Source organism: Streptomyces venezuelae (assembly GCF_008642355.1).
GTDB classification, from domain to species: domain Bacteria; phylum Actinomycetota; class Actinomycetes; order Streptomycetales; family Streptomycetaceae; genus Streptomyces; species Streptomyces venezuelae_B.
The window spans coordinates 699686-724091 of sequence record NZ_CP029193.1 but is presented as its reverse complement, the minus strand read 5'-3'; the positions used below and the strand labels follow the sequence as shown (position 1 = coordinate 724091).

Genomic DNA, 24406 nt, shown 5'->3' with positions numbered 1-24406 from the left:
CGGCCACACGCTAACGGCTGACGCCCCGCTTTGGGACCAGTTGTGCAGGAACGATTCGTCGAGCCGGCCCCGGGGCGGACCGGCAGGGGCCCCTTTGCCGCCCCGCCGACCGAGCTGTCGGCGCCCGCGGGACGCGCCGTACACTCCCCGAGTGACCGCCACCACCACTCCCGTAGACGAGCCGGATCAGCTCGATCCACGGCCCCCGCAGGCCTCCCGCGCCACCCGCCTCCTGCGCCGGTTCGTGCCCGCCGCCGTGGCGGCCCTCTCCGGAGTGCTGCTCTACGTCAGCTTCCCGCCCCGCACCTTGTGGTGGCTGGCGCTCCCCGCCTTCGGTGCCCTCGCCTGGTGTCTGCGCGGCCGCACCTGGAAGGCGGGCCTCGGCCTCGGCTACCTCTTCGGCCTCGGCTTCCTCCTGCCGCTCCTCGTATGGACCGGCGTCGAGGTCGGGCCAGGACCGTGGCTGGCCCTCGCCGCCGTCGAAGCCGTCTTCGTCGCCCTCGTCGGCGCGGGCATCGCGACCGTCTCACGCCTGCCCGGATACCCGCTCTGGGCGGCCGCCCTGTGGATCGCCGGAGAAGCGGCACGCGCACGTGTGCCGTTCAGCGGATTCCCCTGGGGGAAGATCGCCTTCGGCCAGGCGGACGGCGTGTTCCTGCCGCTCGCCGCGCTCGGCGGCACCCCCGTGCTCGGCTTCGCGGTCGTCCTGTGCGGCTTCGGGCTCCACGAGGTCGTGCGTCAGGTCGTCGACGTACGCGCCACCCGTGCCCCGCACCGCGGCGCGGTGGCCGTCGCGGCGCTCGCCGTGCTCGTCCCCGTCCTCGGCGCCTTCGTGTCGCGCCCGCTCGTCAGCGACGAGGCGGAGGACGGCACGGCCACCGTCGCCGCCATCCAGGGCAACGTCCCGCGCGCGGGCCTCGACTTCAACGCCCAGCGCCGCGCCGTCCTCGATCACCACGTGCGCGAGACCGAACGCCTCGCCGCCGAGGTGAAGGCCGGCAAGGTGGCGCGCCCCGATCTCGTCCTGTGGCCGGAGAACTCCTCCGACATCGACCCCTTCGCCAACCCGGACGCGCGCCTCGCGATCGAGGGTGCCGTCAAGGCCATCGGCGCGCCCGTCTCCGTCGGCGGGGTCGTCGAGAACAAGAACGGCAGGCTCTACAACGAACAGATCCTCTGGGACCCCGAGAAGGGACCCACGGACACGTACGACAAGCGGCAGATCCAGCCGTTCGGCGAGTACATCCCGCTGCGCTCCCTGGTCGGCGCGTTCAGCAGCGACGTCGACAAGGTGCGCAGGGACTTCAGCCGCGGCACCGACCCCGGCGTCTTCACCATGGCCGGGACGAAGGTGGGCATCGCGACCTGCTATGAGGCGGCCTTCGACTGGGCGGTGCGCGACACCGTCACCCACGGCGCGCAGATCATCTCCGTGCCCAGCAACAACGCCACCTTCGACCGCAGCGAGATGACCTACCAGCAGCTCGCGATGTCCCGCATCCGCGCGGTCGAGCACAGCCGCGCCGTCACGGTCCCGGTGACCAGCGGTGTCAGTGCCGTCATCATGCCGGACGGGAAGATCAGGTCGAAGACAACGTGGTACACCGCCGACTCGCTCGTCGAGGAGGTCCCGCTGCGCTCGTCGCGGACCCCCGCGACGCGTCTCGGTGTGCTCCCCGAAGGCATCCTGGTCCTGATCGCCGCGGGCGGTCTCGGCTGGGCCGTCACATCGGCGGCGCGGGCCCGGCGGAGCGCCGGCAGGTAGCGGAGCGCCGGGAAGCAACAGCCTGTGCCGGACGCGCGCGGCAACTGCCGCGCGCGGGGCCCGGATCGCCGGCCCCCGCCCCCGACTGGTCGGCGGCGCGGCGCCGTTAGGGTCGGAGCATGGCTACTCCTGATTTCATCCGTACCATCCGCGCCGACGCAGGCCAGCAGCTTCTCTGGCTCCCCGGAGTCACCGCCATCGTCTTCGACGACGAGGGGCGGGTGCTGCTCGGACGGCGCTCCGACAACGGCAGGTGGTCGGCGATCGGCGGCATCCCGGAACCGGGCGAGCAGCCCGCGCAGTGCGCGGTGCGCGAGGTGTACGAGGAGACGGCCGTGCACTGCGTGCCCGAACGCGTCGTCCTGGTCCAGGCCCTCGAACCGGTGACCTACGACAACGGCGACAAGTGCCAGTACATGGACATCACCCTGCGCTGCCGCGCCGTCGGCGGGGAGGCGCGGGTCAACGACGACGAGTCGCTGGACGTCGCCTGGTTCGACGTGGACGCGCTGCCCGCGCTGCACGAGTTCTCGCTGTCCCGGATCAAGCGGGCGCTCGCGGACGAGCCGACCTGGTTCGAGCCGGTACCGGCGGGACAGTGACCCGGTGAGCCATCGGCGCGCTCTCCGTTAGCCTGAGGGCACGATGAACCGTTTGAGCACGTCATGGGGCGCGTACGACCTCACCCGCTTCCCGGAGGACCCCCGCGACCAGCTGCGCGCCTGGTCGGCCGCCGACGCCTATCTGCTGCGGCACCTGGCGGGCGACGAGGACGCGGCGCCCGATGGGTTCCCCGCGACCGTCGGCCTCTCCGGGACGGTGGCGGTCCTCGGGGACCGGTGGGGCGCGCTGACCACCGCGCTCGCCGGGCACGCGCGCGTACCGGTGCAGATCACCGACTCGTTCCTCGCGCAGCAGGCGACCCGCGCCAACCTCGCGCGCGCGGGTCACGCGCCGGACGCGGCACGACTCCTGACGACCAGGGACGCGCCGCCCGCACGCGTCGACGTGCTCCTCGTCCGCGTACCGAAGAGCCTCGCGCTCCTGGAGGACCAGCTCCACCGGCTCGCGCCCGCCCTGCACGAAGGCACGGCCGTCATCGGCACCGGAATGGTCACCGAGATCCACACGTCGACGCTGGAGCTCTTCGAGCGGATCATCGGGCCCACCAGGACCTCCCTGGCCCGCCAGAAGGCGCGGCTCGTCTTCAGCGCCCCCGACCCGGCACGCGCGGCAGGCACCAGTCCCTGGCCGGGCCGTTACGTGCTGCCCGCCGACGCGGGGGCCGGCGCGGGCCTCACCGTCGTCAACCACGCGGGCATCTTCTGCGCCGACCGCCTCGACATCGGCACCCGGTTCTTCCTCAAGCACCTGCCGCGCGCCCGCGGCGGCGCCCACATCGTGGACCTGGGCTGCGGCAACGGCGTGCTCGGCACCGCCGCCTCCGTCGCCGACCCCGACGCCACGGTCACCTTCATCGACGAGTCCTTCCAGGCCGTCGCGTCCGCCGAGGCCACGTTCCGCGCCAACGCCGCCGAGGGAGCCAAGGCCCACTTCGTGGCGGGCGACGCCCTGTCGGCCGTACCGCCGGGGACGGTCGACGTCGTCCTGAACAACCCGCCGTTCCACAGCCACCAGGCCACGACCGGTGCCACCGCCCACCGCATGTTCACCGGCGCCCGCGCCGCGCTGCGCCCCGGCGGCGAGCTGTGGGTCATCGGCAACCGGCACCTCGGCTACCACGTCAAGCTCCGCAAGGTCTTCGGCAACGCGGACGTCGTCGCGAGCGACCCGAAGTTCGTTCTGCTGCGGGCGGTGAAGGGCGGCCGCTGAGCCCCTCCTCCGGACCCAGGCCCCCCTTCGGCCTTCGGGGCCTGTTCGGCCCTCCCGCGGGCGTACGAACGGTGGCAGCGTCGTGGTCCCGGTGGCGGGCGTCCCGCACGGCTGATGTGCTGGACGCGGAGAAGCCATGGGCGCCCCGCACGACTGACCCGCCCTTCCCGTGGAACCCGCGGGACACCCCGACCGCAGCCGTACGCACCGAACCTCGCGAGGAGGACCTTGTGGCACCCGTGGCGAAGGACCGCCTGGCGGCACTGGACGCCCACTGGCGCGCCGCCAACTATCTGGCCGCCGGCCAGATCTACCTGATGGACAACGCCCTGCTGACCGAGCCCCTGCGGCCCGAGCACATCAAGCCGCGCCTGCTCGGGCACTGGGGCACCTCACCCGGTCTCAACTTCGTCCACACCCACCTCAACCGCGTCATCCAGGAGCGGGATCTGGACGCGCTGTGCGTGTGGGGCCCGGGCCACGGCGGGCCCGCCGTGCTCGCCAACTCCTGGCTGGAGGGCAGTTACACGCAGACGTACCCGGACATCACACGGGACGCGGAGGGCATGGCGAAGCTGTTCCGCCAGTTCTCCTTCCCCGGCGGCGTGCCCAGCCACGTGGCGCCCGAGACGCCGGGCTCGATCCACGAGGGCGGCGAGCTCGGCTACTCGCTCGCGCACGCCTACGGAGCCGCCCTGGACAACCCCGACCTCCTGGTCGCCTGCGTGATCGGCGACGGCGAGGCGGAGACGGGGCCGCTGGCCGCATCCTGGCACTGCAACAAGTTCCACGATCCCGCGCACGACGGTGCGGTCCTGCCGATCCTCCACCTCAACGGCTACAAGATCGCCAACCCGACCGTCCTCGCCCGGCTCCCCGAAGCCGAGCTCGACGCGCTCCTCAAGGGCTACGGACACCAGCCGATCTACGTCGCCGGTGACGAGCCGCACGAGATGCACCAGGCGATGGCCGCTGCGATGGACCGGGCCCTCGACCGCATCAGGTCCATCCAGGAGGCCGCCCGGAGCGCCGACGGTGCCCAGGGCCGCGAACCCTGGCCGGTCATCGTGCTGCGCACCCCCAAGGGCTGGACCGGCCCGGCGGCCGTGGACGGCGAGCCCGTCGAGAACACGTGGCGCGCGCACCAGGTGCCGCTGTCCGGGGTCCGCGAGAACCCGGACCACCTGCGGCTGTTGGAGGAGTGGCTGCGCTCGTACCGGCCCGAGGAGCTCTTCGACGCCGAGGGCCGCCCGAGCGAGCAGGTCGTGTCGTGCGTCCCCGAGGGCGAGCGCAGGCTCGGCGCCACCCCGCACGCGAACGGCGGCAGGCTCACCCGCCGGCTGCCCGTCCCGCCGCTCGAACACTTCGCCGTCACCGTCGACAAGCCGGGCACGACACTGCATGAGCCGACCCGGATCGCGGGCGCCCTGCTCGCTCAGGTCATGGCGGACACCGCGCAGCGCAGGGACTTCCGGGTCGTGGGCCCGGACGAGACCGAATCCAACAGGCTCGGCGCGCTGTACGACGTCACGAGCAAGGTCTGGCAGGAGCGCACCCTCGACACGGACGAGCACCTCGCGCGCGATGGCCGGGTCATGGAGGTGCTCTCCGAGCACCTCTGCCAGGGCTGGCTCGAGGGGTACACGCTCACCGGCCGTCACGGCCTGTTCTCCTGCTACGAAGCGTTCGTGCACATCGTCGACTCGATGGTCAACCAGCACATCAAGTGGCTGAAGACCTCGCGCGCGCTGCCGTGGCGCGCGCCCGTGCCGTCGCTGAACTACCTGCTGACCTCGCACGTGTGGCGCCAGGACCACAACGGGTTCTCGCACCAGGACCCGGGCTTCGTCGACCACGTCCTGAACAAGAGCCCCCACGTCGTACGCGTCTATCTGCCGCCGGACGCCAACACCCTGCTGTCCGTCACCGAGCACGTCCTGCACAGCCGCGACTACGTCAACGTCGTCGTCGCCGGCAAGCAGCCCTGCTTCGACTGGCTCTCCCTGGACGAAGCCCGCGCCCACTGCGCGCGCGGCGCGGGCGTCTGGGAGTGGGCGGGAACGGAGCAGGGCACGCGCGACCCGGACGTGGTCCTGGCCTGCGCCGGTGACGTGCCGACGCAGGAGGTGCTCGCCGCCGCCGCGCTGCTGCGTGAGCACCTGCCGGAGCTCGCCGTGCGGGTCGTCAACGTCGTCGACATCGCCCGACTGATGCCGCGCGAGGAGCACCCGCACGGCATGGCCGACTCCGAGTTCGACGCGCTCTTCACCCGCGACAAGCCGGTGATCTTCGCGTACCACGGCTACCCGTGGCTGATCCACCGCCTCGCCTACCGCCGCACCGGCCACGCCAACCTGCACGTGCGCGGGTACACGGAGGCGGGCACGACCACGACGCCCTTCGACATGGTCGTGCGCAACAACCTCGACCGGTTCCGCCTCGTCATGGACGTCGTCGACCGCGTTCCGGGCCTGGCCGTGCGCGCGACGGCGGTGCGCCAGGCGATGGCGGACGCCCGCACGCGGCACCACGCCTGGATCCGCGAGCACGGCATCGACCTGCCCGAGGTCGCCGACTGGACGTGGCCGTACTGAACGAGCTGTTTCCGCGGGCCCGCACCGTCCTCGGCCCGGGGGCGGTGCACCTGCCCGACTGGCTGGCACCGGAGGCGCAGCTGCGGCTCCTGGAGGCGTGCCGTGAGTGGGCCCGGCCGCCCGCCGGACTGCGCACGGTCCGGACGCCGGGCGGCGGCGCGATGACGGCGCGGCAGGTGTGTCTGGGGTGGCACTGGTATCCGTACGGGTACGCGCGCACCGTCGTCGACGGGGACGGCGCCCCGGTGAAGCCGATGCCGTCGTGGCTCGCCGAGCTGGGCCGCGCGGGCGCCGCGGCGGCCGGTCACGCCGTCGAGGAGCCGTACGACATCGCCCTCGTCAACTTCTACGACGCCGACGCCCGGATGGGCATGCACCGGGACAGCGACGAGAAGTCGCAGGCCGCCGTGGTGTCCCTGAGCCTCGGGGACACGGGGGTGTTCCGCTTCGGCAACACGCGGACGCGCACGAAGCCGTACACGGACGTCGAGCTGCGCAGCGGCGACCTGGTGGTGTTCGGCGGGGCCTCGCGCCTCGCGTACCACGGGGTGCCGCGGGTGCTGCCCGGCACCGCGCCGCCCGCGCTGGGGCTGACCGGCAGGCTGAACATCACGCTGCGGGTCAGCGGACTCGGCGTGGCCGGGGACGAGGGCAGGGCCTGAGAGGCACGCCGTCTCGTCACGCCGTCTCCAGGTCGAGGAGCAGCTGCTTGCGCTCCAGTCCGCCCGCGTACCCGGTCAGGGAGCCGTCGGCGCCGATGACGCGGTGGCAGGGGCGGACGACGAGGAGCGGGTTGCGGCCGATGGCGGTGCCGAGGGCGCGGACCGCGGCGCGCGAGAGGCCGAGGCGCTCGGCGAGCCGTCCGTAGGTGGTCGTGGTGCCGTAGGGGACCGTGTCGAGGGCCTCCCAGACCTTGCGCTGGAAGTCGGTGCCCGCCCCGGCGGCGTACTCGATGTCGAAGCGGGTGAGGCTCCCGGCGAAGTACGCCCGCAGCTGTGCGGCGACCGCATCGAACGCCGCGTCGTCGCGGACCCAGTCCTCCCGGACGACGGCGCCGCCCTTCTGGCCCGGCACGGACAGCGAGACCAGCGCGGTGCCGCCCTTGGCGGTGGGCGACTCCTCGCCCACCAGCAGCAGCTCGCCCAGCGGGCTGTCGATCGTCGCGTAGACCGTCATCGGACTCTCCTCCACCGTTCGGTTCCTGTCTCCAGTCTGCGTCTCGCGGGAGGGCGCGGCTGGCGGGATTCGGACATGGCGCTGGACGCTCCCACGACCGGCGAGATACTGCTCACGTTTATGCAACTAGTTGCATACCGGCCTCGCGCTGGTCTACAAATGCTTCCGTAGACACCGCGTACGGAGGGGCCGCATGAGCCGTTACCCGAACCTGCTGAACCCGCTCGACCTGGGCTTCACCACCCTGCCCAACCGGGTCCTCATGGGCTCCATGCACGTGGGCCTGGAAGAGGCGCCGGGCGGTTTCGAGCGGATGGCGGAGTTCTACGCGACCCGCGCCCGCGGCGGCGTCGGCCTCATCGTCACCGGCGGCATCGCCCCGAACGAGCTCGGCAGGCCCTGGGACGGCGGCGCCAAGCTGACCACCGACGCCGAGGCGAAGGAGCACGAGGCGATCACCGCCGCCGTGCACGCCGAGGGCGGCAGGATCGCGATGCAGATCCTGCACTTCGGGCGGTACGCCTACCACGACAAGCTCGTCGCCCCGAGCGCGCTGCAGGCCCCGATCAGCCCGTTCGCGCCCCGCGAACTCACCGACGACGAGGTCGAGCAGACCGTCGAGGACTTCGTGCGCGCCGCCGAGCTCGCCAAGTCCGCCGGCTACGACGGCGTCGAGGTCATGGGCTCCGAGGGCTACCTCATCAACGAGTTCATCGCGGCCCCCACCAACCAGCGCACCGACCGCTGGGGCGGCTCCTACGAGAACCGCATCCGCTTCCCCGTCGAGATCGTCCGCCGCACCCGCGAACGCGTCGGAGCCGACTTCATCATCATCTACCGCCTGTCCATGCTGGACCTCGTCCCCGGCGGCTCGACCCTCGAAGAGGTCGTCCACCTCGCCAAGGAGATCGAGGCGGCGGGCGCGACCATCATCAACACCGGCATCGGCTGGCACGAGGCACGCATCCCCACCATCGCCACGTCGGTGCCGCGCGGCGCGTACAGCTTCGTGACGAAGAAGCTCATGGGCGAGGTCTCCGTGCCGCTCGTGACCGTCAACCGCATCAACACCCCGGAGATCGCCGAGCAGTTGCTGGCCGACGGCGCCGCCGACATGGTGTCCCTCGCCCGCCCGCTGCTCGCCGACCCCGACTTCGTCAACAAGGCGAAGGACGAGCGGCCCGAGGCCATCAACACCTGCATCGGCTGCAACCAGGCCTGCCTGGACCACACCTTCAACCTGCAGATCACCTCCTGCCTGGTGAACCCGCGCGCCTGCCACGAGACCGAGCTCGTGCTCTCGCCCACCCGCACCAGGAAGCGCCTCGCCGTCGTCGGCGCGGGCCCCGCCGGCCTCGCCTTCGCCGTCTCCGCCGCCGAACGCGGCCACGACGTCACCCTCTTCGACGCCGCCGACGAGATCGGCGGCCAGCTCAACGTCGCCAGGAAGATCCCCGGCAAAGAGGAGTTCGACGAGACCCTGCGCTACTTCCGCACCCAGCTCGACCTGCGCGGGGTCACCGTCCGGCTGAACACCGTCGTCACCGCGGACGAGCTCGCCCAGGACGCCTTCGACGAGGTCGTCGTCGCCGCGGGCGTCACCCCGCGCACCCCCGATATCCCGGGCATCGACCACCCCAGCGTCGTCGGCTACCTCGACGTGCTGCGCGACGAGGCACCCGTGGGGGAGCGCGTCGCGATCATCGGCGCGGGCGGCATCGGTTTCGACGTCGCCGAGTTCCTCACCGACGGCGGCGAGAAGGCGAGCCTGGACCCGGCGACGTACTTCCGCCAGTGGGGCGTCGACATGGACTACCGTGAGCGCGGCGGCCTGACGAAGCCCGAGCGGCCCACGCCGCCGCGCACCGTCCACCTGCTGCAGCGCAAGACGTCCAAGGTCGGCAAGGGCCTCGGCAAGACCACGGGCTGGATCCACCGCACCGAACTGCGCCACCGCGGCGTCGCCATGGTGGCGGGCGTCAGCTACGACCTGATCGACGACGCGGGCCTGCACATCACCGTCGACGGCGAGTCGTCCGTCATCCCCGTCGACACCGTCGTGCTCTGCTCCGGCCAGGAGCCGCGCCGCGACCTGTACGAGGAACTCGTCGCCGCCGGAGTCGCCGTGCACCTCATCGGCGGCGCGGACGTGGCCGCCGAACTGGACGCCAAGCGCGCCATCAAGCAGGGCACGGAGCTGGCCGCCGCGCTGTGAGGCGGCCCCGCGGCACGGGCCGTCGTCCCTAGGATTGCCGCATGTCACTCCCGCACGCGATCCTCACCGCCCTCCTGGAGAAGCCCTCGTCCGGCCTCGAACTGACCCGCAGGTTCGACAAGTCGATCGGCTACTTCTGGTCGGCCACGCACCAGCAGATCTACCGCGAGCTGGGCAGGCTGGAGCGGGACGGCGCGATCCGCGCACTGCCGCGGCAAGGGGCGACGCGCGGGCAGAAGAAGGAGTACGAGGTGCTGCCGGCGGGCCGCGAGGAACTGGCCCGCTGGACGGCGGCGAGCCAGGACCCCAAGCCGCTGCGCGACACGCTCCTGCTGCGCCTGCGCGCCGCCGCGGTCGTCGGCACGCAGGGCATCCGGGAGGACCTGCACCGCCATCTCGACCTCCATCGGCGGCAGTTGGCCGAGTACGAGGAGATCGAGCAGCGGGACTTCCCGCCGGGCAAGGACGCCGTCGAGGACCGGCTGCGCCATGTGGTGCTGCGCGCGGGCATCGACCTGGAGACGTTCTGGACGCAGTGGCTCACGCGGACGATCGAGGAGCTGGAGGCGCCGTAGCCCTCGATGGGCTCGCGGCTGCGACCGTCACGGCGACGCTCCCTCCCCGTGGCCGCGGCTTCCGGCCCCCAGGGTCGGCTCCTCGGGGTCCCAGTCCTCCGGCAGCGGTTCGGGCGGCACCACCTGCGCGGCGAGCGGCACGAACTCCGCCCGGTCCGCGGAGTGCGTGATCGCCGTCATCGTCTGCAGGACGTGCAGCGCGAGCGCGCCGGACGCCCGGTGCGGCCCGCCGCCGCGCACGGCCCGCGCCATGTCGACCACGCCGAGCCCCCGCCCGTCGGTCCGCCCCCGCACGGGCAGCTCACGCCACGTGCCGGAACCGTTGGGCAGCAGCCTCAGCGGGCCGCCGAACGTGTTCGGGTCGGGCACGGACAGCGTGCCTTCAGTGCCGGTTATCTCGAACCGGATGCGGGGGAGTGCCGAGTCGAAGCTGAACGTCGAGTGGGCGCGCACCCCCGAGGCGAACCGTAGGAGCGACGACACATGCGTCGGTACGTCGACGGGGAACGCCTGCCCCGCCTTCGGCCCCGAACCGACGACCCGCTCCTCACGGGCGCGCGCCGCCGTCGCGGCCACCTGCTCCACGCTGCCGAACAGGGCGACGAGCGAGGTCAGGTAGTACGGACCCAGGTCGAAGAGCGGGCCCGCGCCCGGCTGATAGAAGAACGCGGGATCGGGGTGCCACGCCTCCGGCCCGAGGCCCTGCGTGACCGTCGTCGCCGCCACGGGAGCGCCGATGTGCCCGGCCGCGACGGCGCGCAGCGCCGACTGCAGGCCCGCGCCGAGGAACGTGTCCGGCGCGTTCCCGACGAGGAGCCCGCGCTCCGAGGCCTCGGCCAGCAGCTTCTCCGCCTCCGCGGGGACGAGCGTGATGGGCTTCTCGCCGTAGACGTGCTTCCCGGCGCGCAGGGCGGCCGCCGCCACCCGCGCGTGCGCGGTGGGCACGGTGAGGTTGACGACGAGTTCCACCTCGGGGAGGGCCAGCACGTCCGCGGGGCCGCCGGACACGGGTATGCCGTGGGTGCGGGCCACGGCGGCGGCGCGCTCCTCGTCGAGGTCGGCGACGGCCACGATCCGGACGTCAGGAAACCGGCTCACCGTACTCAGGTACTGGGCGCTGATGACACCGGCTCCGACGACGGCGACGCCGACGGGTCCCGCGCCCCCGGGTGCCGCGGTCATGCCGCCGCCAGCGAGGCGAGATAGACGCGGCTTGCGGCGAGCTCGTCGAAGAGGGTGTCGCCGTCGCCCGCGCAGGAGTCGAACTCGACGATCCGCAAGGCGTCCGGTGCGGCGGCGAGGATCTCCGGCACCGGCATGGTGCCGCCGCCGACCGCCACGTTCGGGTCCTCCTTCGTGCCGGGCCCGTCCTTGAGGTGCAGGGCCCACACGCGGTCGCCGAGGCGCCGCAGGAGCGCCGGGACGTCGGCGCCGCCGACCGCCGCCCAGTAGGTGTCGACCTCCAGGAAGACGGCGGGGTCGAGCAGGCCGGCGAGGAGGTCGACGGCGTGCAGGAGCCCCGCTCCTCCGTCGTCGAAGCGGGGCTCCATCTCCCACCAGTGGTTGTGGTAACCGATGCGTATGCCGTGCCGTCCGGCCACGTCGGCGAGGGAGTTGAGGCGGTCTGCGGTCCGTGCCAGGCCGTCGCGCGAGGTGAACTCCTCGGGCGGGATGCCCGCCGGGACGATCGCCAGATCGGTGCCGAGCGTCGCCACCGCGTCGAGGACGGGGCCGGGTTCCGGGCCGAGCAGCTGCACGGTGTGCGTGCCGGACACGGCGAGCCCGAGGTCGTCGACGATCCGCCGCAGCCCCTTCGGGTCGCCGAGCACGTCGTACGCCTCCACGGCGCCGTACCCGAGACCGGCGAGGCGGCGCAGCGTCCCCTCCCGGTCGGCGACGAGCTGATCGCGCACGGTGTAGAGCTGAACGCTGAGCGGTCGTGGCATGAACGCGCCCTCCCTGTCGGCTGGGAGGACGGTAAGTCGGTTCGGTGGGGCGGGCAAGGGTGCCTCGGGCGCGCGGGCAAGTGCGCCTCACCGCACGGGCAGGGGCCCCCGCACGCGGCTGCCGCCCACCCGCGGTGGTGGCGGATGGGCGGCAGTCCGAGGCGTCCGGGACGCCGCGCCGGTCGTGGTCCCGACGCCCGTCAGGTACGCCCGGCCGACGCGCGACGGCGCAGGTACCAGATGCCGCCGCCGAGCGCCGCCGCGGCCACCAGGGTCCCGCCGCCGACGAGCGTCAGCGTGCCCCGGTCCTCCGTGCCGCCGCCGAGCCCGCCACGGACGCCGCGCGCGGGCGCGTGCGTCGAGGAGGTCGTCGGCGCGGCGCCGACGGCGACGGTCTGCGGCCCGACCGACGTGCCGTCCTTGCAGGAGACGAGCACGGTGTAGGAACCGGCGCCGACGTTCTGCCACGTCGCGCTGCCGTTGACCAGCTCCGCCTGTTGGCCTCCGGCGAAGCTGGCATTGGCGGGGTTCATCAGCGAGGCCGTGCCGCCGTCGGTGCACGCGCCGGTGGTGGCCCGCACGGTGGAACCGGTGGCGGTGACGGTGAGGTCGCCGGCAGCGGACGCCGACGGCGCGGCCAGGAGCAGCGGCAGCGCCGCGGCAGTGGCGATCAGGCCGGTACGGACGCCTATCCGAGTGGTACGCATGAGTCTGCCCTCCGGTGCACGGGAGGCGGTACAACCCATGCGCCGCCGGAGTCGGGGAACGGCCCGTGCTACCTGACGAAGAGCCAACGCGGCGCGGCCGGGGACCGCATGCGGACGGCCGCCGGGCAGGTGACGGAATCCTTCGTCCGGCGCAGACGCCTCACTGCGGGGCCGGGGCCAGCCCGGCCGCGACGAGTCCCTCGTGGACCGCCTGCCCGAGCGCAAGGACCGCCGACTGCGGGCGCACCATCACCGTGAACTCCTTGATCCGCCCCTCCTCGTCGAAGTGCAGCAGGTCGATGCCGTGGATCTCCTTGCCGTTCACGGTGGTGCGGAACAGCAGCACGTTCGACTCGGCCTCCGTGCCGTCGACGCTGGTCCGCGCCTGCCCGGCGTACGCACCCACGTACCGGAAGTCCTCGAACGTGCGCAGCAGCACGCCGAAGAGACCGAGCACCATGGGCCGCCCCTCGAAGGGCGTGAACTTGACCGGGCTGTAGAGCCGCACGTCCGGAGTGAACAACTCCTCCAGGGCGCCGAGATCGCCCTGCTCGACGAGGGCGCGGAAGCGCGCGGCGGTGGGATGGGTAGCGGTCCGGTTCACGAAGTCCTCCATCGGCCCATAGTCATCAATCTGACTAGTCACATTGATGACTATGATGAGGGTGCTGGACGGTGAAAGGGAAGAGCCGAAAGGGAAGGGGCCCGACGGATGGCTCTGCGGCACGCGGTGCTCGCGGCACTGCTGGACGGCGAGTACAGCGGATACCAGTTGGCGAAGGGTTTCGACATCGGCGTGGCCAACTTCTGGCACGCGCTTCCCCAGCAGCTCTACGCCGAGCTGGCCAAGCTGGAGACGGAGGGCCTGGTCACCGGGCGCGAGATCGTCCAGGAAGGGCGGCCCAACAAGCGGCTGTTCCGGGTCACCGACGAGGGCCTCGCGGAGATGGAGCGGTTCGCCGCGCGGGCCGCGAAGCCGTCCTTCATCCGCGACGACCTGCTCGTCAAGGTGCAGGCCGTCGACGGCGTCGCCGCCGCGCCCGTGATCGAGCAGCTCACGGAGAGGGCGGCGGTCGCCGACGCGAAGATCGAGGTCCTGGAGAAGCTCCTCGTGCGGCTGCGGGGCGGCGCCGACGAGGACGAGTTCCTGCGCACCGGCGAGCGCGTCGGACCCTATCTGACGTGCCTGCGCGGGCTCGCCTTCGAGCGCGAGTCCCGCGACTGGTGCCGGCGCGCGGCGGCCCTGCTGAGCGAACGCCGCGATCGCCGCGATCAGCCCGTGGTGACGGTCCGTTCGGGGGAGTAGCCGCCCCAGGTCCCGTCCGGCAGCTTCGGCCGGATGCGCACCCGGTGCCGCTCCCCGGCCTTCTTGCCGATGTAGAAGCTGTGCTCGGCCTTGTCGGTGGGCGCCGTCCCACCGAAGACGAGCGAGGTGGCGGTGCGCCCGTCCAGCTGGATCTGGTACTCCGCCACGGCGCCGCCGGTGCGCGGCGGGGTCCACGCCAGGTCGATGTAGTACGCCCCGTCGGCGCGGTGCGTGCCCGCGCGGAACCCCGTCGGCGCGGTGCCGCGCCCCGAGTCCTTGCCCGGCGCGGTCCTGACGCGGACCTCGCTGCTCGCGGGCGAGAAGTTGTCGGCGGCGTCCCGCGCCTTGACGGTGAAGGTGTAGTCGGTGCCGGGCCGCAGGCCGGTGACGAGGGTCGCGGTCTGGTTCCCGCCCACGCTGTGGATCTTCGAGCCCCCCTGGAAGATCTCGTACGAGGCCACCTTGTTGTCGTCCGACGACTTGCTCCACGAGAGCATCGCCGCCCGGCTCCCCTCGGCCTCGCCCTTCAGCCGCTCCGGCCGGGACGGGGGCTTGCGGTCGGCGGCGGTCGCGGCGGGCATCGTGACCGTCAGCTGCTTGCTGTCCTCGCTGACGTTCCCCTCGGCGTCGCGGGCGCGGACGGTGAAGCGGTACGTGGCGGACGGTTCGAGGCCGACGACGTCCACCATGGACTCGCGCCCCGGCACCTCCTTCACCCTCTTGGCGTCGCGGTACACCTCGTAGGCGGTGACTTCGGTGTCGTCGGTGGCCTGGTTCCACATGACGTGGGCGGTGGTGGAGCTGCCGGCCTGCACGGTGAGGCCGCGGGGCGCCGCCGGGGCACTGGTGTCCTCGGTGCCGCCGCCCCACGCGCACCCGCCCAGGGCGGCGGCGGTCACGGCCATGAGGGTGAGCAGGGCCGGCGGGGCCGGATGGCCGGACGGGCGGGGGATCCGTCGCACGGTGCTGCTGCCTTCCACTCGACGACACGGGTACGGCATGGGTACGACACGGGCGTGTATTGGTACGGACCTATTTGACACAGGTGACGAGAGCACATCAAGGGGTGGGGCGTCCGCCGTACGGACCGTGATCGTCGGAAGGGGCATATGGCGGTGCACAAATTGGCATATGTGGCTTTCGAGTCGTCAGCTGTCCCCGACGTCCTCGGCGTCCGTGCCCTAGGTGTCCCCCTACGAAAGGCCCTTCCCCGTGCGCAAGAAACAGACGGCCTTGGTCGTCGCCAAAGCCGCTCTGCTCGTCCCCGTCTGTTACACCGCCGCGGCGCACCAGGCGCTGTCCGAACCGGACGTCAAGTTGCCCACCGCGGCGGCGGGCGCGACGGCCGAACCGGTCCGTGCGGGAGCGCCTCCTGTGGGAACGGCCAGTGCGGGAGCGCCCCGTGCGGGAGCGCCCCCTGTGGGAACGGCCAGTGCGGGAGCGCCCCCTGTGGGAACGGCCGGTGAGGGAACGGTCCGCGCCGCCGACCTGCTCGCCGCGACCCGGTCCTGCACGCAGGTATCCCTCGGCAAGTACCGCACGGACGACGATGCCCCCGAGGACATCCCCGTCTGCGCCACGCGCGACGCGGTCTTCTGGAAGGCCGACATGGACATCGACTGCGACGGCCGCGAGGGCAAGACCTGCAACCCCCGCACGGACCCCCTCTTCCAGCCCACCACCGCCTACCAGCAGTCCGACGGCCGCCAGCTGGACGCGGAGAACCTGCCCTACGTGGTCGTGCCCGGCGCGAGCCACCGCTGGAACCACACCGAGCACGGCGTCACGGGCGGCACCGTCGCCGCCGTCGTCCACCGGGACAAGGTCCAGTACGCCGTCGTCGGCGACACCGGCCCCACGGACCTCATCGGCGAGGCCTCGTACGCCACGGCCCGCGCGCTCGGCATCAACCCCGACCCGCGCAAGGGCGGCGCGGGCCCCGACGTCACGTACATCCTCTTCAAGGGCTCCAAGGCGCAGCCGATCGAGAGCCACCGGGCCGCGGTCGCCCGGGGCGACGAGCTGGCCCGGCAGCTGGTGGCACGCAACTGACGCACGCCGGGCGGAGCTTGGCGGTACGGTCACACCTTCCGACAGGCGTACGCCTCCGCTGCCGCCGCCTCGACCGCCGCGAGGTCGGCGCCCGCGGACGCGGAGACCACCGCGGCCACCGCGCCCTCGACGAACGGGGCGTCCACCAGACGTGTGCCGTCCGGCAGTTCATCGCCCTCGGCGACCAGTGCCTTCACGGTCAGGACCGCGCTGCCGAGGTCGGCGAGGACGGCGACCCCGGCTCCGCCGTCCACGCGTGCCGCCGCCGTCGAGATCAGCTCCGCGCTCGTGCCGAGACCGCCGTCCGCCGTTCCCCCGGCGGCGGCGACCGGCGCCGTGCTGCCGCCGCCCGCGAGCGCGACGGCGAGCGCCGCGACCGCCTCGGCGACGGCCCCGCTGTGCGACACGAGGACGATGCCCACCAGCGGACCGTCAGTCACGGCTGCCCTCCCGCGAGCCGCGGATGCCGTCCGCGGTCTCCGCCAGGGCCGCGAAGAGCAGCGCCGAGGACGTGGCGCCAGGGTCCTGGTGCCCGATGCTCCGCTCACCCAGGTAGCTCGCGCGCCCCTTGCGCGCCTGCAGCGGAGTCGTGGCCAGGGCGCCTTGGAGCGCGGCCTCGCGCGCCGCGCCGAAGGAGCCGAAGGAGCCGGGGGAGTTGTCGAGCGCGTCGATGCCGGGGACGAGCGCGTCCAGCATCGTCTTGTCGCCGGGCGCGGCACCGCCGAGCGCGGCCACCGCGTCGACGCCGGTGCGCAGCGCTTGCGCGAACCGTGCCGGATCGACCTCGGGAGCGTCGCCGAGGTCCTTGCCGGTACGGCGAAGGAGCGTCCCGTACAACGGACCCGAGGCCCCGCCCACCGTCGAGATCAACTGCCGCCCGGCGAGCATCAGTACGGCGCCGGGCGTGTCCGGTGCCTCCTTCTCCAGGACGGCGGCGACGGCCCGGAAGCCGCGCCGCAGATTGCTGCCGTGGTCGGCGTCGCCGATGGGCGAGTCCAGTTCCGTGAGCCGTTCCGCCTCACGGTCGACGGCGTCGGCGGCGGCCACCAGCCAGCGGCGGACGAAGAGGGCGTCCAGCACGGGGTCAGCACCCCCACCGCAGCGCGGGTGTGCGCACCGGCGCGTCCCACAACCGGAGCAACTCCTCATCGATCTGGCACAACGTCACCGACGCGCCCGCCATGTCCAGCGAGGTGACGTAGTTGCCGACGAGGGTGCGCGCCACGGCGACACCGCGCTCGACGAGGACGCGCTGCACGTCGGCGTTGAATCCGTACAACTCGAGCAGCGGCGTCCCCCCCCATCCCGTTGACGAGCAGGAGCACCGGGTTGCGTGGCGCGAAGTCGTCCAGCACGGCGTTCACGGCGAAGTCGGCGATCTCGCGGGACGTCATCATCGGGCGCCGTTCACGCCCCGGTTCCCCGTGGATGCCGACCCCCAACTCCAGTTCGCCCGGCGGCAGATCGAAGGTCGGGCCGCCCTTGGCAGGCGTACTGCACGCGCTGAGCGCGACACCGAAGCTGCGCGTGTTCTCGTTGACGCGCCGGGCGACCGCCTCGACCCGCTCCAACGGCATGCCCGTGTCGGCGGCTGCCCCGGCGAGCTTCTCCACGAAGAGCGTGCCGCCCGTGCCCCGCCGCCCCGCGGTGTACAGACTGTCGGTGACGGCGACGTCATCGTCGACGAGCACCTTCGCCACCTGGATGCCCTCGTCCTCGGCGAGCTCCGCTGCCATGTCGAAGTTGAGGACGTCGCCGGTGTAGTTCTTCACGACGAAGAGCACGCCCGCGCCACTGTCCACGGCCGCCGCGGCCCGCACCATCTGATCGGGCACCGGGGACGTGAACACCTCGCCGGGCAGCGCGGCCGACAGCATCCCCGGCCCCACGAACCCGCTGTGCAACGGCTCGTGCCCGGACCCGCCGCCCGACACGAGGGCGACCTTCCCCTCGACGGGAGCGTCCCTGCGTACGATCACCCGGTTCTCGACGTCGACGGTCAGCTCGGGATGAGCGGCGGCCATCCCGCGCAGCGCATCGGCGACGACGGTCTCCGCGACGTTGATCAGCATCTTCATGGGCGTCTCCTAGAAGGGTCGAGTCGCGGCTGAAGCGTTGCTGTCGGCAGTATCGGCCTTGCGGCAGCGAAGGTCACGTGCGAGGACTGCAGGGGTGCGTCTGAACCCCGGATCGGCAACGGACTCTCGCGGCCGGGAGCCGGGAGCCGGGAGCCGGGGCTGGCGGCTGGGCGTCCGACGGCGGCCACCCGAGATGGCAGGGAGACAGTGCGACGACTTCACCGAACCGGCCGCTTCCGAGCAGTAGATGCGAAAGGCCATGTGTTCCGGATTCCGAATCGATGTCGGAGTTCGCGGAATTCGGCTCAACTCATGTGAATGCCGAAATGGCATCGTCGCGCTGCAGGGGCCAAGCGGCGTCATAAACGAGCCGACAGTCGACCGATAACGCACTTTCGGGATGCTTCGAGTCTGACGTCTTCCAGAAGGCGTCCAGGTGCGCCGAGGCGTTTCACGGGGTCTTCTCTCGCTCATGCATCGAGCGCCGGATACACGTGGAACATGCCGTTTCGCCTGTTTGGTGCCCCGGTCTTGCGTCCCGATGTGTGAGGGCGGCTCGAATGATCCGCGTGATTTGGTGAAGAAACTATGAAGGCGGGATTGACTGTCCGTCAAGTGCATCTCTTGAATTTGTCCGCCTTGCCCGAAAATTCACGGCAAGACGCCAATCCGCTCCCTTGTAGAGCTTGTAAACATTTCTCCGTCATAAAGCGGACATGGGCTTGACATGAGGGCCGCAAAGGCAATTACCTTGCGCCCGCTCGGTCGACGCGCAGTCAGAAAAGTCGAAGTTTCAAATGGCATGCATCGGCGGAGTGAAAACGACATATGGAGGGGTGGGGGGGGATGACTCATGCGTAGACGCATGAGCGGGGCCGGGCTGGTGGCGATCGTGGCCGCAGTCTTTGTGGTGACCGGCGGGCCGGGCGCGCAGGGGCAGCAGGCCACGGCGGCTGCCGCGTGCACCGGGGGAACCGCGACAGACTTCAACGGCGACGGCGTCACGGACACCGTCGTGGCCGATCCGAACGCGACCGTGTCGGAAGCCGTGCGAGCCGGCCTCGTCCGCGTGGTGCTCGGTGGCGGCAAGGGCGTCTTCGAGATCTCGCAGGCGACCAGTGGGATGAGCGCGAATCCGGAGCGGGGGGACCAGTTCGGGGCCTCGCGCGCGGCCTACGACGCCGATGGCGACGGGTGTACCGATCTCGTGGTCGGCGCGCCCTTCGAGGACGTGACGAAGGACGGGGACGATCTGCACGATGCCGGTGCCGTCTACGTCATCCACGGCACCCCCTCCGGCATCGGTGCCGGCTCGCCGATCGAGAGCTACACCCAGGCCCAGTTCGACCCGGACACCGTGACGGAGGAGTACGACCGCTTCGGCTTCGCCCTCCAGGCAGGCACCACGTCGACTGGTGCTCCCTACCTGGTCATCGGCGCGCCCGGAGAGAACATCACCAAAGATGGCAAGGACTTCGCGGACGCGGGCTGCATCCACTACATGCAGGGCAAGGACACGTCCACCGCGAACGAGGGAGACCCGGGCGTCCCTGGCGCCGTCGAGGCCCACGACCGCTTCGGTTACTCGTTGACGGGCACGAACCGCTACTTCGCGGTGGGTTCTCCGGGCGAGACCATCGGCGCCGACGCCATGTTCGCCGGGGCGGTCACGGTGTTCAACCACACCCTCTCGGGGGGTGCGCCCAAGGCCCTGGTCGGCCTCGACCAGGGTGCGTCGGGGGAGGGCCTGGACGGTACGGCTGAGGCGAACGACCAGTTCGGCACGTCGATCGACATGACGAACTTCCGTCCCGCCGACCAGACGTACAACTCTGACGCCCTGCTGGCGATCGGCACGCCGGGCGAGGCCGTCGGCGAGGTGACCAACTCCGGTGCGGCCACCGTCGTACGGATCAAGCCGTCCGGTGCCTACACCGAGGTGGCGGCGATCGACGCCACTGGGGACGGCGTCGAAGGCTATCCCGCCAAGGGCGGCTTCTTCGGCCAGCGCGTGGCCATCGCCAACACGGACGCCTCGGTGGTGAGCAGCGACGCCACCATCCGTATGGCGGTGGGTGCTCCCGGCCACGACGCCAAGGACGCCGAGGATTCGGGAGCCGTGCACATACTGCGGCCCATGGACACCTCGATCGGCGCGAACGACAAGGTCGTCTCGCGGGCGCCGAACGGAAGCGTCCTGCCCGGCACGGCCGCGGCACGCGACTTCACCGGCATCAGCCTGACCGCGGGTGCCGACAACCTCTACGTCGGTGTGCCGTACAGCAAGGCAGCGGACACGCCCAAGGGCGTCCTCTACATCGTCCCGTGGACGGACATCGCCGGGTCGACCACCGCGGGGACCACGATCCTCAAGCCGGGCAAGGGCGGCATCCCCGACGCGGGGACATCCTTCGGCGTGGTCGGGTGACCGGCGACATGGGCAGCAGAAAGCAGAGCGACATGAACCGCCGTGGGACTGACGCCCGCCCCAAGTACCGGGCCGCCACGATCGCCGTCACACTGACCGCGCTGCTGGCTTCGGGCCTGGGCGCGGGAGCCCTGGGGCTCGGAGGCACCGCTCAGCCGGCGGCCGCCGCGGACAAGAAGTCATCGGCGGACAAGAAGTCACCGGCCGCCATGGGCGCCTCCGACGCCCAGGCCGAGGCCGCCGGGTCCGGCAGGAAGGTGGAGGTAGCGGCCCTTCGGGACGAACGCAGCACCACCGTCGCCAACCCGGACGGCACCTTCACCACCACCCAGTACGTCCAGCCGGTCCGCACCCGCAAGGCCGGCAAGTGGACTGACATCGACACCACGCTCGTCAAGCAGGCCAACGGCACGTACGCGCCGAAGGCCGCGTTGTCGTCCATGTCGTTCTCCGGTGGCGGTGACACCACCTTCGCCGAGATCGACAAGGACGGGCGCTCGTTGTCCCTCGACTGGCCGCACAAGCTGCCCCGGCCGAAGATCACCGGCTCCACCGCCACGTACGCCGACGTGTTCGACGGCGTCGACCTCAGGGTGAGCGCCAACGCCGAAGGTTTCTCCCACGTCCTGGTCGTCAAGAACGCGAAGGCCGCAGCCCTGCCCGACCTGGCACAGCTCGAACTGCCGCTGGACACCGACTCCGTCACGCTCAAGAAGACGGCCGACGGCGGTCTCGAAGCCGAGGCCGACGGCAGTGGCGGCACGGTCTTCGAGGCGCCGCAGCCGATGATGTGGGACTCCAGCCACACCGCCGACGACCCTAAGGCCAAGAGCTCCGCACCGCCCGCCTCCCCGGCGGACGGCGGTGAATCGGGCAGCGCGGTCACCCCGCCCGAAGGCGCCCAGGTCTCCGACGTCGCGGTGGACACCGAGGCCGACTCGGTGACTCTGAAGCCCGACGCCGACCTGCTTCAGGGCGAGGACACCGTCTACCCCGTCTACATCGACCCGGTCTACAAGACGGCCAACCGGACCGGCTGGACCATGGTGTCGTCGTACCACTCCTCCTCGGAGTTCTGGAAGTTCGACGACGACGAGGGGGTCGGGCGCTGTCCGGCCGACGTCTCCTACCGCTGCACCAGCAGCAGCGACGTCAAGCGGCAGTTCTTCGCGCTCCCGACGGGGACCTTCGAGGACAAGGACATCGTCTCCGCCGAATTCGCGGTGACGATGGTGCACACGTACAGCGAGTCCGCGAAGGGCGTGCAGCTCGGCCGGGTCAACTCGGGCGGCGCGAGCGCGATCAGCTCCAAGACGAACTGGGGCAACCAACCGTCGCTGAAGGACGCCATCACCACGAAGTCGCCGACCAATCCGGCCGGTTCGTGCACGTCCACCAACCAGAACGTCCGTTTCGACGTGCGCGGCACCGTGCAGAAGGCCGCGAGCAGCGGATGGGACACCACGACCTTCCGCCTCAAGGCGGAGGACGAGGGCAGCTACACGTACTGGAAGCGCTTCTGCGGCAACGCACACCTCGAGGTCACCTACAACCGTCCGCCGCTGCAGCCCGCGATGGACGACCTGAAGATGACCCCGGGCGGCGCCTGCGAGTACGGCAGGGCCGAGGAGCACTACGTCTCCGACGCCCCGAAGCTGAAGGCGTTCCTGAAGGACTACGACCACGGCGACACCGGCAGCAACTCCGAGACGCTGCGCGCCGAGTTCCACGTCTTCTGGACGGTCGGCGGAAAGACGTACGACCATTACTCGACCACGAAGGCGCAGAGCACCACCGACGCCTCGAAGAGCGGTCAGACGGGCGGCGCGTCGTTCTCGTACACGGTCGGGACGAACCTGGAATCCGACGAAAACGACGACAACTACACCATCCCGCAGAACGTGGCCGTCGGCTGGGCGGTACGCGGGCACGACGGCGAGTCGTGGGGGCCGTGGAGCATGGCGGGCGACGGAACCCGCTGCGAGTTCATCTACGACACCACGGCACCCAAGGCCCCGAAGATCAACTCGTTCAAGTACCCGGACGACGACGCCTGGCACACGGGTGTCGGAGAGTACGGCCGATTCATCATCGAATCGCCGTCGCCGGACGTGCAGCAGTACAAGTACCGTTTCATCGGCGAGAGTTGGGTGACCGTCGACGCCATACACGAGGGCGGCCCGGTCTTGCTGAACTGGATGCCGCCGGACGAGGGACCCATGTCCCTGGAGGTCAAGGCCGTCGACGGCGCCGGTAATGCCGGGAAGACACCCACCTCGTACGTCTTCCTCGTCAGCGACGGGCGCGCGCCCGCCGCGGGCTGGACACTCGGTGACGCCAAGGGCGCCACGGTGGCGGCGGGCATGAGCGGAGCACCGGCGGCCACCGCGGGCTCCGGCGTGACCTTCGGCTCGGAGGGGCCGATGGGCCCGACGGACACCGCCGCCTCGCTCGACGGTACGGAGAAGGCCTACCTCGACGCGGGCAAGCCCGCGGTCGACACGAGCGGCACGTTCTCGGTGAGCGCCTGGGTGAAACTGCCCGAGCGTCCGAAGGACGACGTGACCGTGGTCAGCCAGGACGGCACGGGGTCCCCCGGATTCGACCTCGGCTACGACGTGGACAGCCGGTCGTGGACGTTCCGGACGCCGATGACCGACATGGAGGGCATGGGATCGTGGAAGGTGTCCGGTGCCAGGGCCGTGCCCGGCAGCTGGACCCATCTCATCGGTGTCTACGACGATCAACTCGGCACCCTCAGCCTCTTCGTCAACGGTGACCTGATCGAGGAGGACGTCCAGCAGCGCCGCACGAAGTGGAACGCGACCGGCGGCGTGCAGATCGGCCGCAAGCTCTCCCTGGACGGCTACATCTCCCACTTCAAGGGCAGCATCGCCGACGTCAAGATCTACGACCGGGTGGTGCCGGAGGCCGAGGGTGAAGCGCTGGGCGGAATCTCCGCGAGGCAGCTCGCCTACTGGCAGGTCGACGGCGACACCGCCGGAGTGTCCCCGGAAGAGGCGGGAGGCACCGGCCTGACTCTGGGCGGTGGCGCCGCGATCTACGTGCCGGACGAGTCCTGCGACCCGGAGGCGGACCCCGAGTGCGTGCCGCCCGCCGAACCGGTCTGGGGCGACGGGCACCTGCTCCTGAACGGCACCGGCGCCCACGCGAAGCGCGCGGCGGGTCTGCTCGCCGAGGAGGACAGCTTCACCCTGACGGCGCGTGCGCGTCTCGCGGCCGTCGGATCGACGAAGGACCAGACGGTCCTGTCACTGGCGGGAGCTCGCGGAAGCGCTCTGACCGTGCGGTATTTGGCCGCCGAGAAGCGCTGGCAGCTCGCCGTGACCGACAAGGACGCGGTCGACGCGAGGACATCGGCCGTCACCGCCAAGGGCGTGGCGCCGAGCACCGAGGGCGACGGCGACCACCTGGCATTGGTCTACTCGGCGGTCTTCGGTGACGCGCTGCTGTACGTCAACGGCACCCTCGCCGCGCAGGTGGCCTGGGACAACGCCTGGGACTTCACCAAGGCATCCCTCCAAGTCGGCAGGGTCCTGACAGGTTCCACGCCGTCCGGCTTCTTCGACGGCGCGGTCGACGAACTGCGGGTGTTCCGGGGTGCGCTGGACGCGAGTGCCGTGCCCACGGTCGCGATCCTGCCGGCCGGTTCCAGCATCGAGGAGACCGTCACGTGACGGCGTGACGGGGGTGGGCGCTCCGCGGCGCCG

19 protein-coding genes and 1 pseudogene are annotated in these 24406 nt (G+C 71.5%); 11 read left to right on the top strand and 9 right to left on the bottom strand.

Translation table 11 applies throughout. From position 1 onward, the window contains the following. The first annotated feature begins 151 nt into the window (after window positions 1-151). The 5 genes from lnt (at window position 152) to DEJ47_RS03110 (ending at window position 6854) form a co-directional block, all read left to right on the top strand. Complete coding sequence (lnt, locus tag DEJ47_RS03130; protein WP_150164690.1) at window positions 152-1765, top strand: apolipoprotein N-acyltransferase; 1614 nt, start codon at window positions 152-154, stop codon at window positions 1763-1765. Between the two features lie 119 nt (window positions 1766-1884). Next, window positions 1885-2367: an NUDIX hydrolase gene (locus DEJ47_RS03125; RefSeq protein ID WP_150164688.1), complete on the top strand. Its 483-nt coding sequence runs from the start codon at window positions 1885-1887 to the stop codon at window positions 2365-2367. A gap of 43 nt (window positions 2368-2410) precedes the next feature. Next, a complete protein-coding gene (locus DEJ47_RS03120; RefSeq protein WP_150164686.1) occupies window positions 2411-3598 on the top strand; it encodes a methyltransferase in 1188 nt (395 codons plus the stop codon). Between the two features lie 230 nt (window positions 3599-3828). Beyond that, window positions 3829-6192 (top strand): phosphoketolase, encoded by a 2364-nt coding sequence (locus tag DEJ47_RS03115; protein ID WP_150164684.1) that lies wholly within the window; start codon window positions 3829-3831, stop codon window positions 6190-6192. After that, window positions 6180-6854, top strand: coding sequence for an alpha-ketoglutarate-dependent dioxygenase AlkB (locus DEJ47_RS03110; RefSeq protein ID WP_150164682.1), 675 nt, complete (start codon window positions 6180-6182; stop codon window positions 6852-6854). The genes DEJ47_RS03115 and DEJ47_RS03110 overlap by 13 nt, the downstream gene beginning before the upstream one ends. Window positions 6855-6870: 16 nt before the next feature. Here the strand turns inward: DEJ47_RS03110 and DEJ47_RS03105 are convergent, their stop codons facing one another. After that, complete coding sequence (locus tag DEJ47_RS03105; protein ID WP_150164680.1) at window positions 6871-7368, bottom strand: methylated-DNA--[protein]-cysteine S-methyltransferase; 498 nt, start codon at window positions 7366-7368, stop codon at window positions 6871-6873. 193 nt (window positions 7369-7561) lie between these two features. On the opposite strand from DEJ47_RS03105, the gene DEJ47_RS03100 reads away from it, so the two are divergent. Together DEJ47_RS03100 and DEJ47_RS03095 are read left to right on the top strand one after the other, a co-directional pair. Beyond that, window positions 7562-9583 (top strand): NADPH-dependent 2,4-dienoyl-CoA reductase, encoded by a 2022-nt coding sequence (locus tag DEJ47_RS03100; RefSeq protein ID WP_150164678.1) that lies wholly within the window; start codon window positions 7562-7564, stop codon window positions 9581-9583. 41 nt (window positions 9584-9624) lie between these two features. Then, window positions 9625-10158 carry a PadR family transcriptional regulator gene (locus DEJ47_RS03095; protein ID WP_150164676.1) on the top strand — a complete coding sequence of 178 codons (534 nt, stop codon included), beginning with the start codon at window positions 9625-9627 and terminating at the stop codon, window positions 10156-10158. 27 nt (window positions 10159-10185) lie between these two features. Here DEJ47_RS03095 and DEJ47_RS03090 read toward each other — a convergent pair whose 3' ends face one another. From DEJ47_RS03090 to DEJ47_RS03075, 4 genes are all read right to left on the bottom strand, one after another. Further along, complete coding sequence (locus tag DEJ47_RS03090) at window positions 10186-11340, bottom strand: Gfo/Idh/MocA family protein (RefSeq protein WP_150164674.1); 1155 nt, start codon at window positions 11338-11340, stop codon at window positions 10186-10188. After that, window positions 11337-12104, bottom strand: coding sequence for a sugar phosphate isomerase/epimerase family protein (locus DEJ47_RS03085; RefSeq protein ID WP_150164672.1), 768 nt, complete (start codon window positions 12102-12104; stop codon window positions 11337-11339). The genes DEJ47_RS03090 and DEJ47_RS03085 overlap by 4 nt, the downstream gene beginning before the upstream one ends. Before the next feature lie 200 nt (window positions 12105-12304). Beyond that, on the bottom strand, window positions 12305-12811 hold the full coding sequence (locus DEJ47_RS03080) for a hypothetical protein (RefSeq protein ID WP_150164670.1): 507 nt from the start codon (window positions 12809-12811) through the stop codon (window positions 12305-12307). 160 nt (window positions 12812-12971) lie between these two features. Further along, complete coding sequence (locus tag DEJ47_RS03075; RefSeq protein WP_223828212.1) at window positions 12972-13415, bottom strand: nuclear transport factor 2 family protein; 444 nt, start codon at window positions 13413-13415, stop codon at window positions 12972-12974. Between the two features lie 108 nt (window positions 13416-13523). Between DEJ47_RS03075 and DEJ47_RS03070 the strand changes: the two genes are divergently transcribed. Continuing rightward, window positions 13524-14117, top strand: coding sequence for a PadR family transcriptional regulator (locus tag DEJ47_RS03070; protein WP_150164666.1), 594 nt, complete (start codon window positions 13524-13526; stop codon window positions 14115-14117). Here the strand turns inward: DEJ47_RS03070 and DEJ47_RS03065 are convergent. Beyond that, a complete protein-coding gene (locus DEJ47_RS03065) occupies window positions 14084-15079 on the bottom strand; it encodes a fibronectin type III domain-containing protein (RefSeq protein WP_223828211.1) in 996 nt (331 codons plus the stop codon). The genes DEJ47_RS03070 and DEJ47_RS03065 overlap by 34 nt on opposite strands. Before the next feature lie 250 nt (window positions 15080-15329). Here DEJ47_RS03065 and DEJ47_RS03060 point away from each other — a divergent pair, with 250 nt between their 5' ends. Continuing rightward, a complete protein-coding gene (locus DEJ47_RS03060; RefSeq protein ID WP_398338111.1) occupies window positions 15330-16169 on the top strand; it encodes a glycoside hydrolase family 75 protein in 840 nt (279 codons plus the stop codon). A gap of 29 nt (window positions 16170-16198) precedes the next feature. On the opposite strand, the gene DEJ47_RS03055 is transcribed toward DEJ47_RS03060, so the two are convergent. From DEJ47_RS03055 to dhaK, 3 genes and pseudogenes are all read right to left on the bottom strand, one after another. Continuing rightward, window positions 16199-16609 (bottom strand): PTS fructose transporter subunit IIA, encoded by a 411-nt coding sequence (locus DEJ47_RS03055; RefSeq protein WP_150164664.1) that lies wholly within the window; start codon window positions 16607-16609, stop codon window positions 16199-16201. After that, window positions 16602-17249 (bottom strand): dihydroxyacetone kinase subunit DhaL, encoded by a 648-nt coding sequence (gene dhaL / locus DEJ47_RS03050; RefSeq protein ID WP_150164662.1) that lies wholly within the window; start codon window positions 17247-17249, stop codon window positions 16602-16604. The genes DEJ47_RS03055 and dhaL overlap by 8 nt, the downstream gene beginning before the upstream one ends. Window positions 17250-17253: 4 nt before the next feature. Beyond that, window positions 17254-18247: pseudogene (gene dhaK, locus DEJ47_RS03045) on the bottom strand (dihydroxyacetone kinase subunit DhaK). An 853-nt stretch (window positions 18248-19100) separates the two neighbouring features. On the opposite strand from dhaK, the gene DEJ47_RS03040 reads away from it, so the two are divergent. Together DEJ47_RS03040 and DEJ47_RS03035 are read left to right on the top strand one after the other, a co-directional pair. Then, entirely contained in the window at window positions 19101-20675 is a 1575-nt protein-coding gene (locus DEJ47_RS03040; protein WP_150164660.1) for a VCBS repeat-containing protein, read from the top strand. Between the two features lie 32 nt (window positions 20676-20707). Then, the gene (locus tag DEJ47_RS03035) at window positions 20708-24373 is read left to right on the top strand and encodes a LamG-like jellyroll fold domain-containing protein (RefSeq protein ID WP_150164658.1); all 3666 of its coding nucleotides are present in this window, start codon (window positions 20708-20710) and stop codon (window positions 24371-24373) included. Window positions 24374-24406 lie beyond the last annotated feature (33 nt).

What these genes read in the sequence shown, in the direction of transcription:
- DEJ47_RS03125 (WP_150164688.1), top strand. Translation starts at nt 1,885, where the DNA reads ATGGCTACTCCTGATTTCATCCGTACCATCCGCGCCGACGCAGGCCAG.
- DEJ47_RS03120 (WP_150164686.1), top strand. Translation starts at nt 2,411, where the DNA reads ATGAACCGTTTGAGCACGTCATGGGGCGCGTACGACCTCACCCGCTTC.
- DEJ47_RS03105 (WP_150164680.1), bottom strand. Translation starts at nt 7,368, where the DNA reads ATGACGGTCTACGCGACGATCGACAGCCCGCTGGGCGAGCTGCTGCTG.
- DEJ47_RS03100 (WP_150164678.1), top strand. Translation starts at nt 7,562, where the DNA reads ATGAGCCGTTACCCGAACCTGCTGAACCCGCTCGACCTGGGCTTCACC.
- DEJ47_RS03095 (WP_150164676.1), top strand. Translation starts at nt 9,625, where the DNA reads ATGTCACTCCCGCACGCGATCCTCACCGCCCTCCTGGAGAAGCCCTCG.
- DEJ47_RS03090 (WP_150164674.1), bottom strand. Translation starts at nt 11,340, where the DNA reads ATGACCGCGGCACCCGGGGGCGCGGGACCCGTCGGCGTCGCCGTCGTC.
- DEJ47_RS03085 (WP_150164672.1), bottom strand. Translation starts at nt 12,104, where the DNA reads ATGCCACGACCGCTCAGCGTTCAGCTCTACACCGTGCGCGATCAGCTC.
- DEJ47_RS03080 (WP_150164670.1), bottom strand. Translation starts at nt 12,811, where the DNA reads ATGCGTACCACTCGGATAGGCGTCCGTACCGGCCTGATCGCCACTGCC.
- DEJ47_RS03070 (WP_150164666.1), top strand. Translation starts at nt 13,524, where the DNA reads ATGGCTCTGCGGCACGCGGTGCTCGCGGCACTGCTGGACGGCGAGTAC.
- DEJ47_RS03040 (WP_150164660.1), top strand. Translation starts at nt 19,101, where the DNA reads ATGCGTAGACGCATGAGCGGGGCCGGGCTGGTGGCGATCGTGGCCGCA.
- DEJ47_RS03035 (WP_150164658.1), top strand. Translation starts at nt 20,708, where the DNA reads ATGAACCGCCGTGGGACTGACGCCCGCCCCAAGTACCGGGCCGCCACG.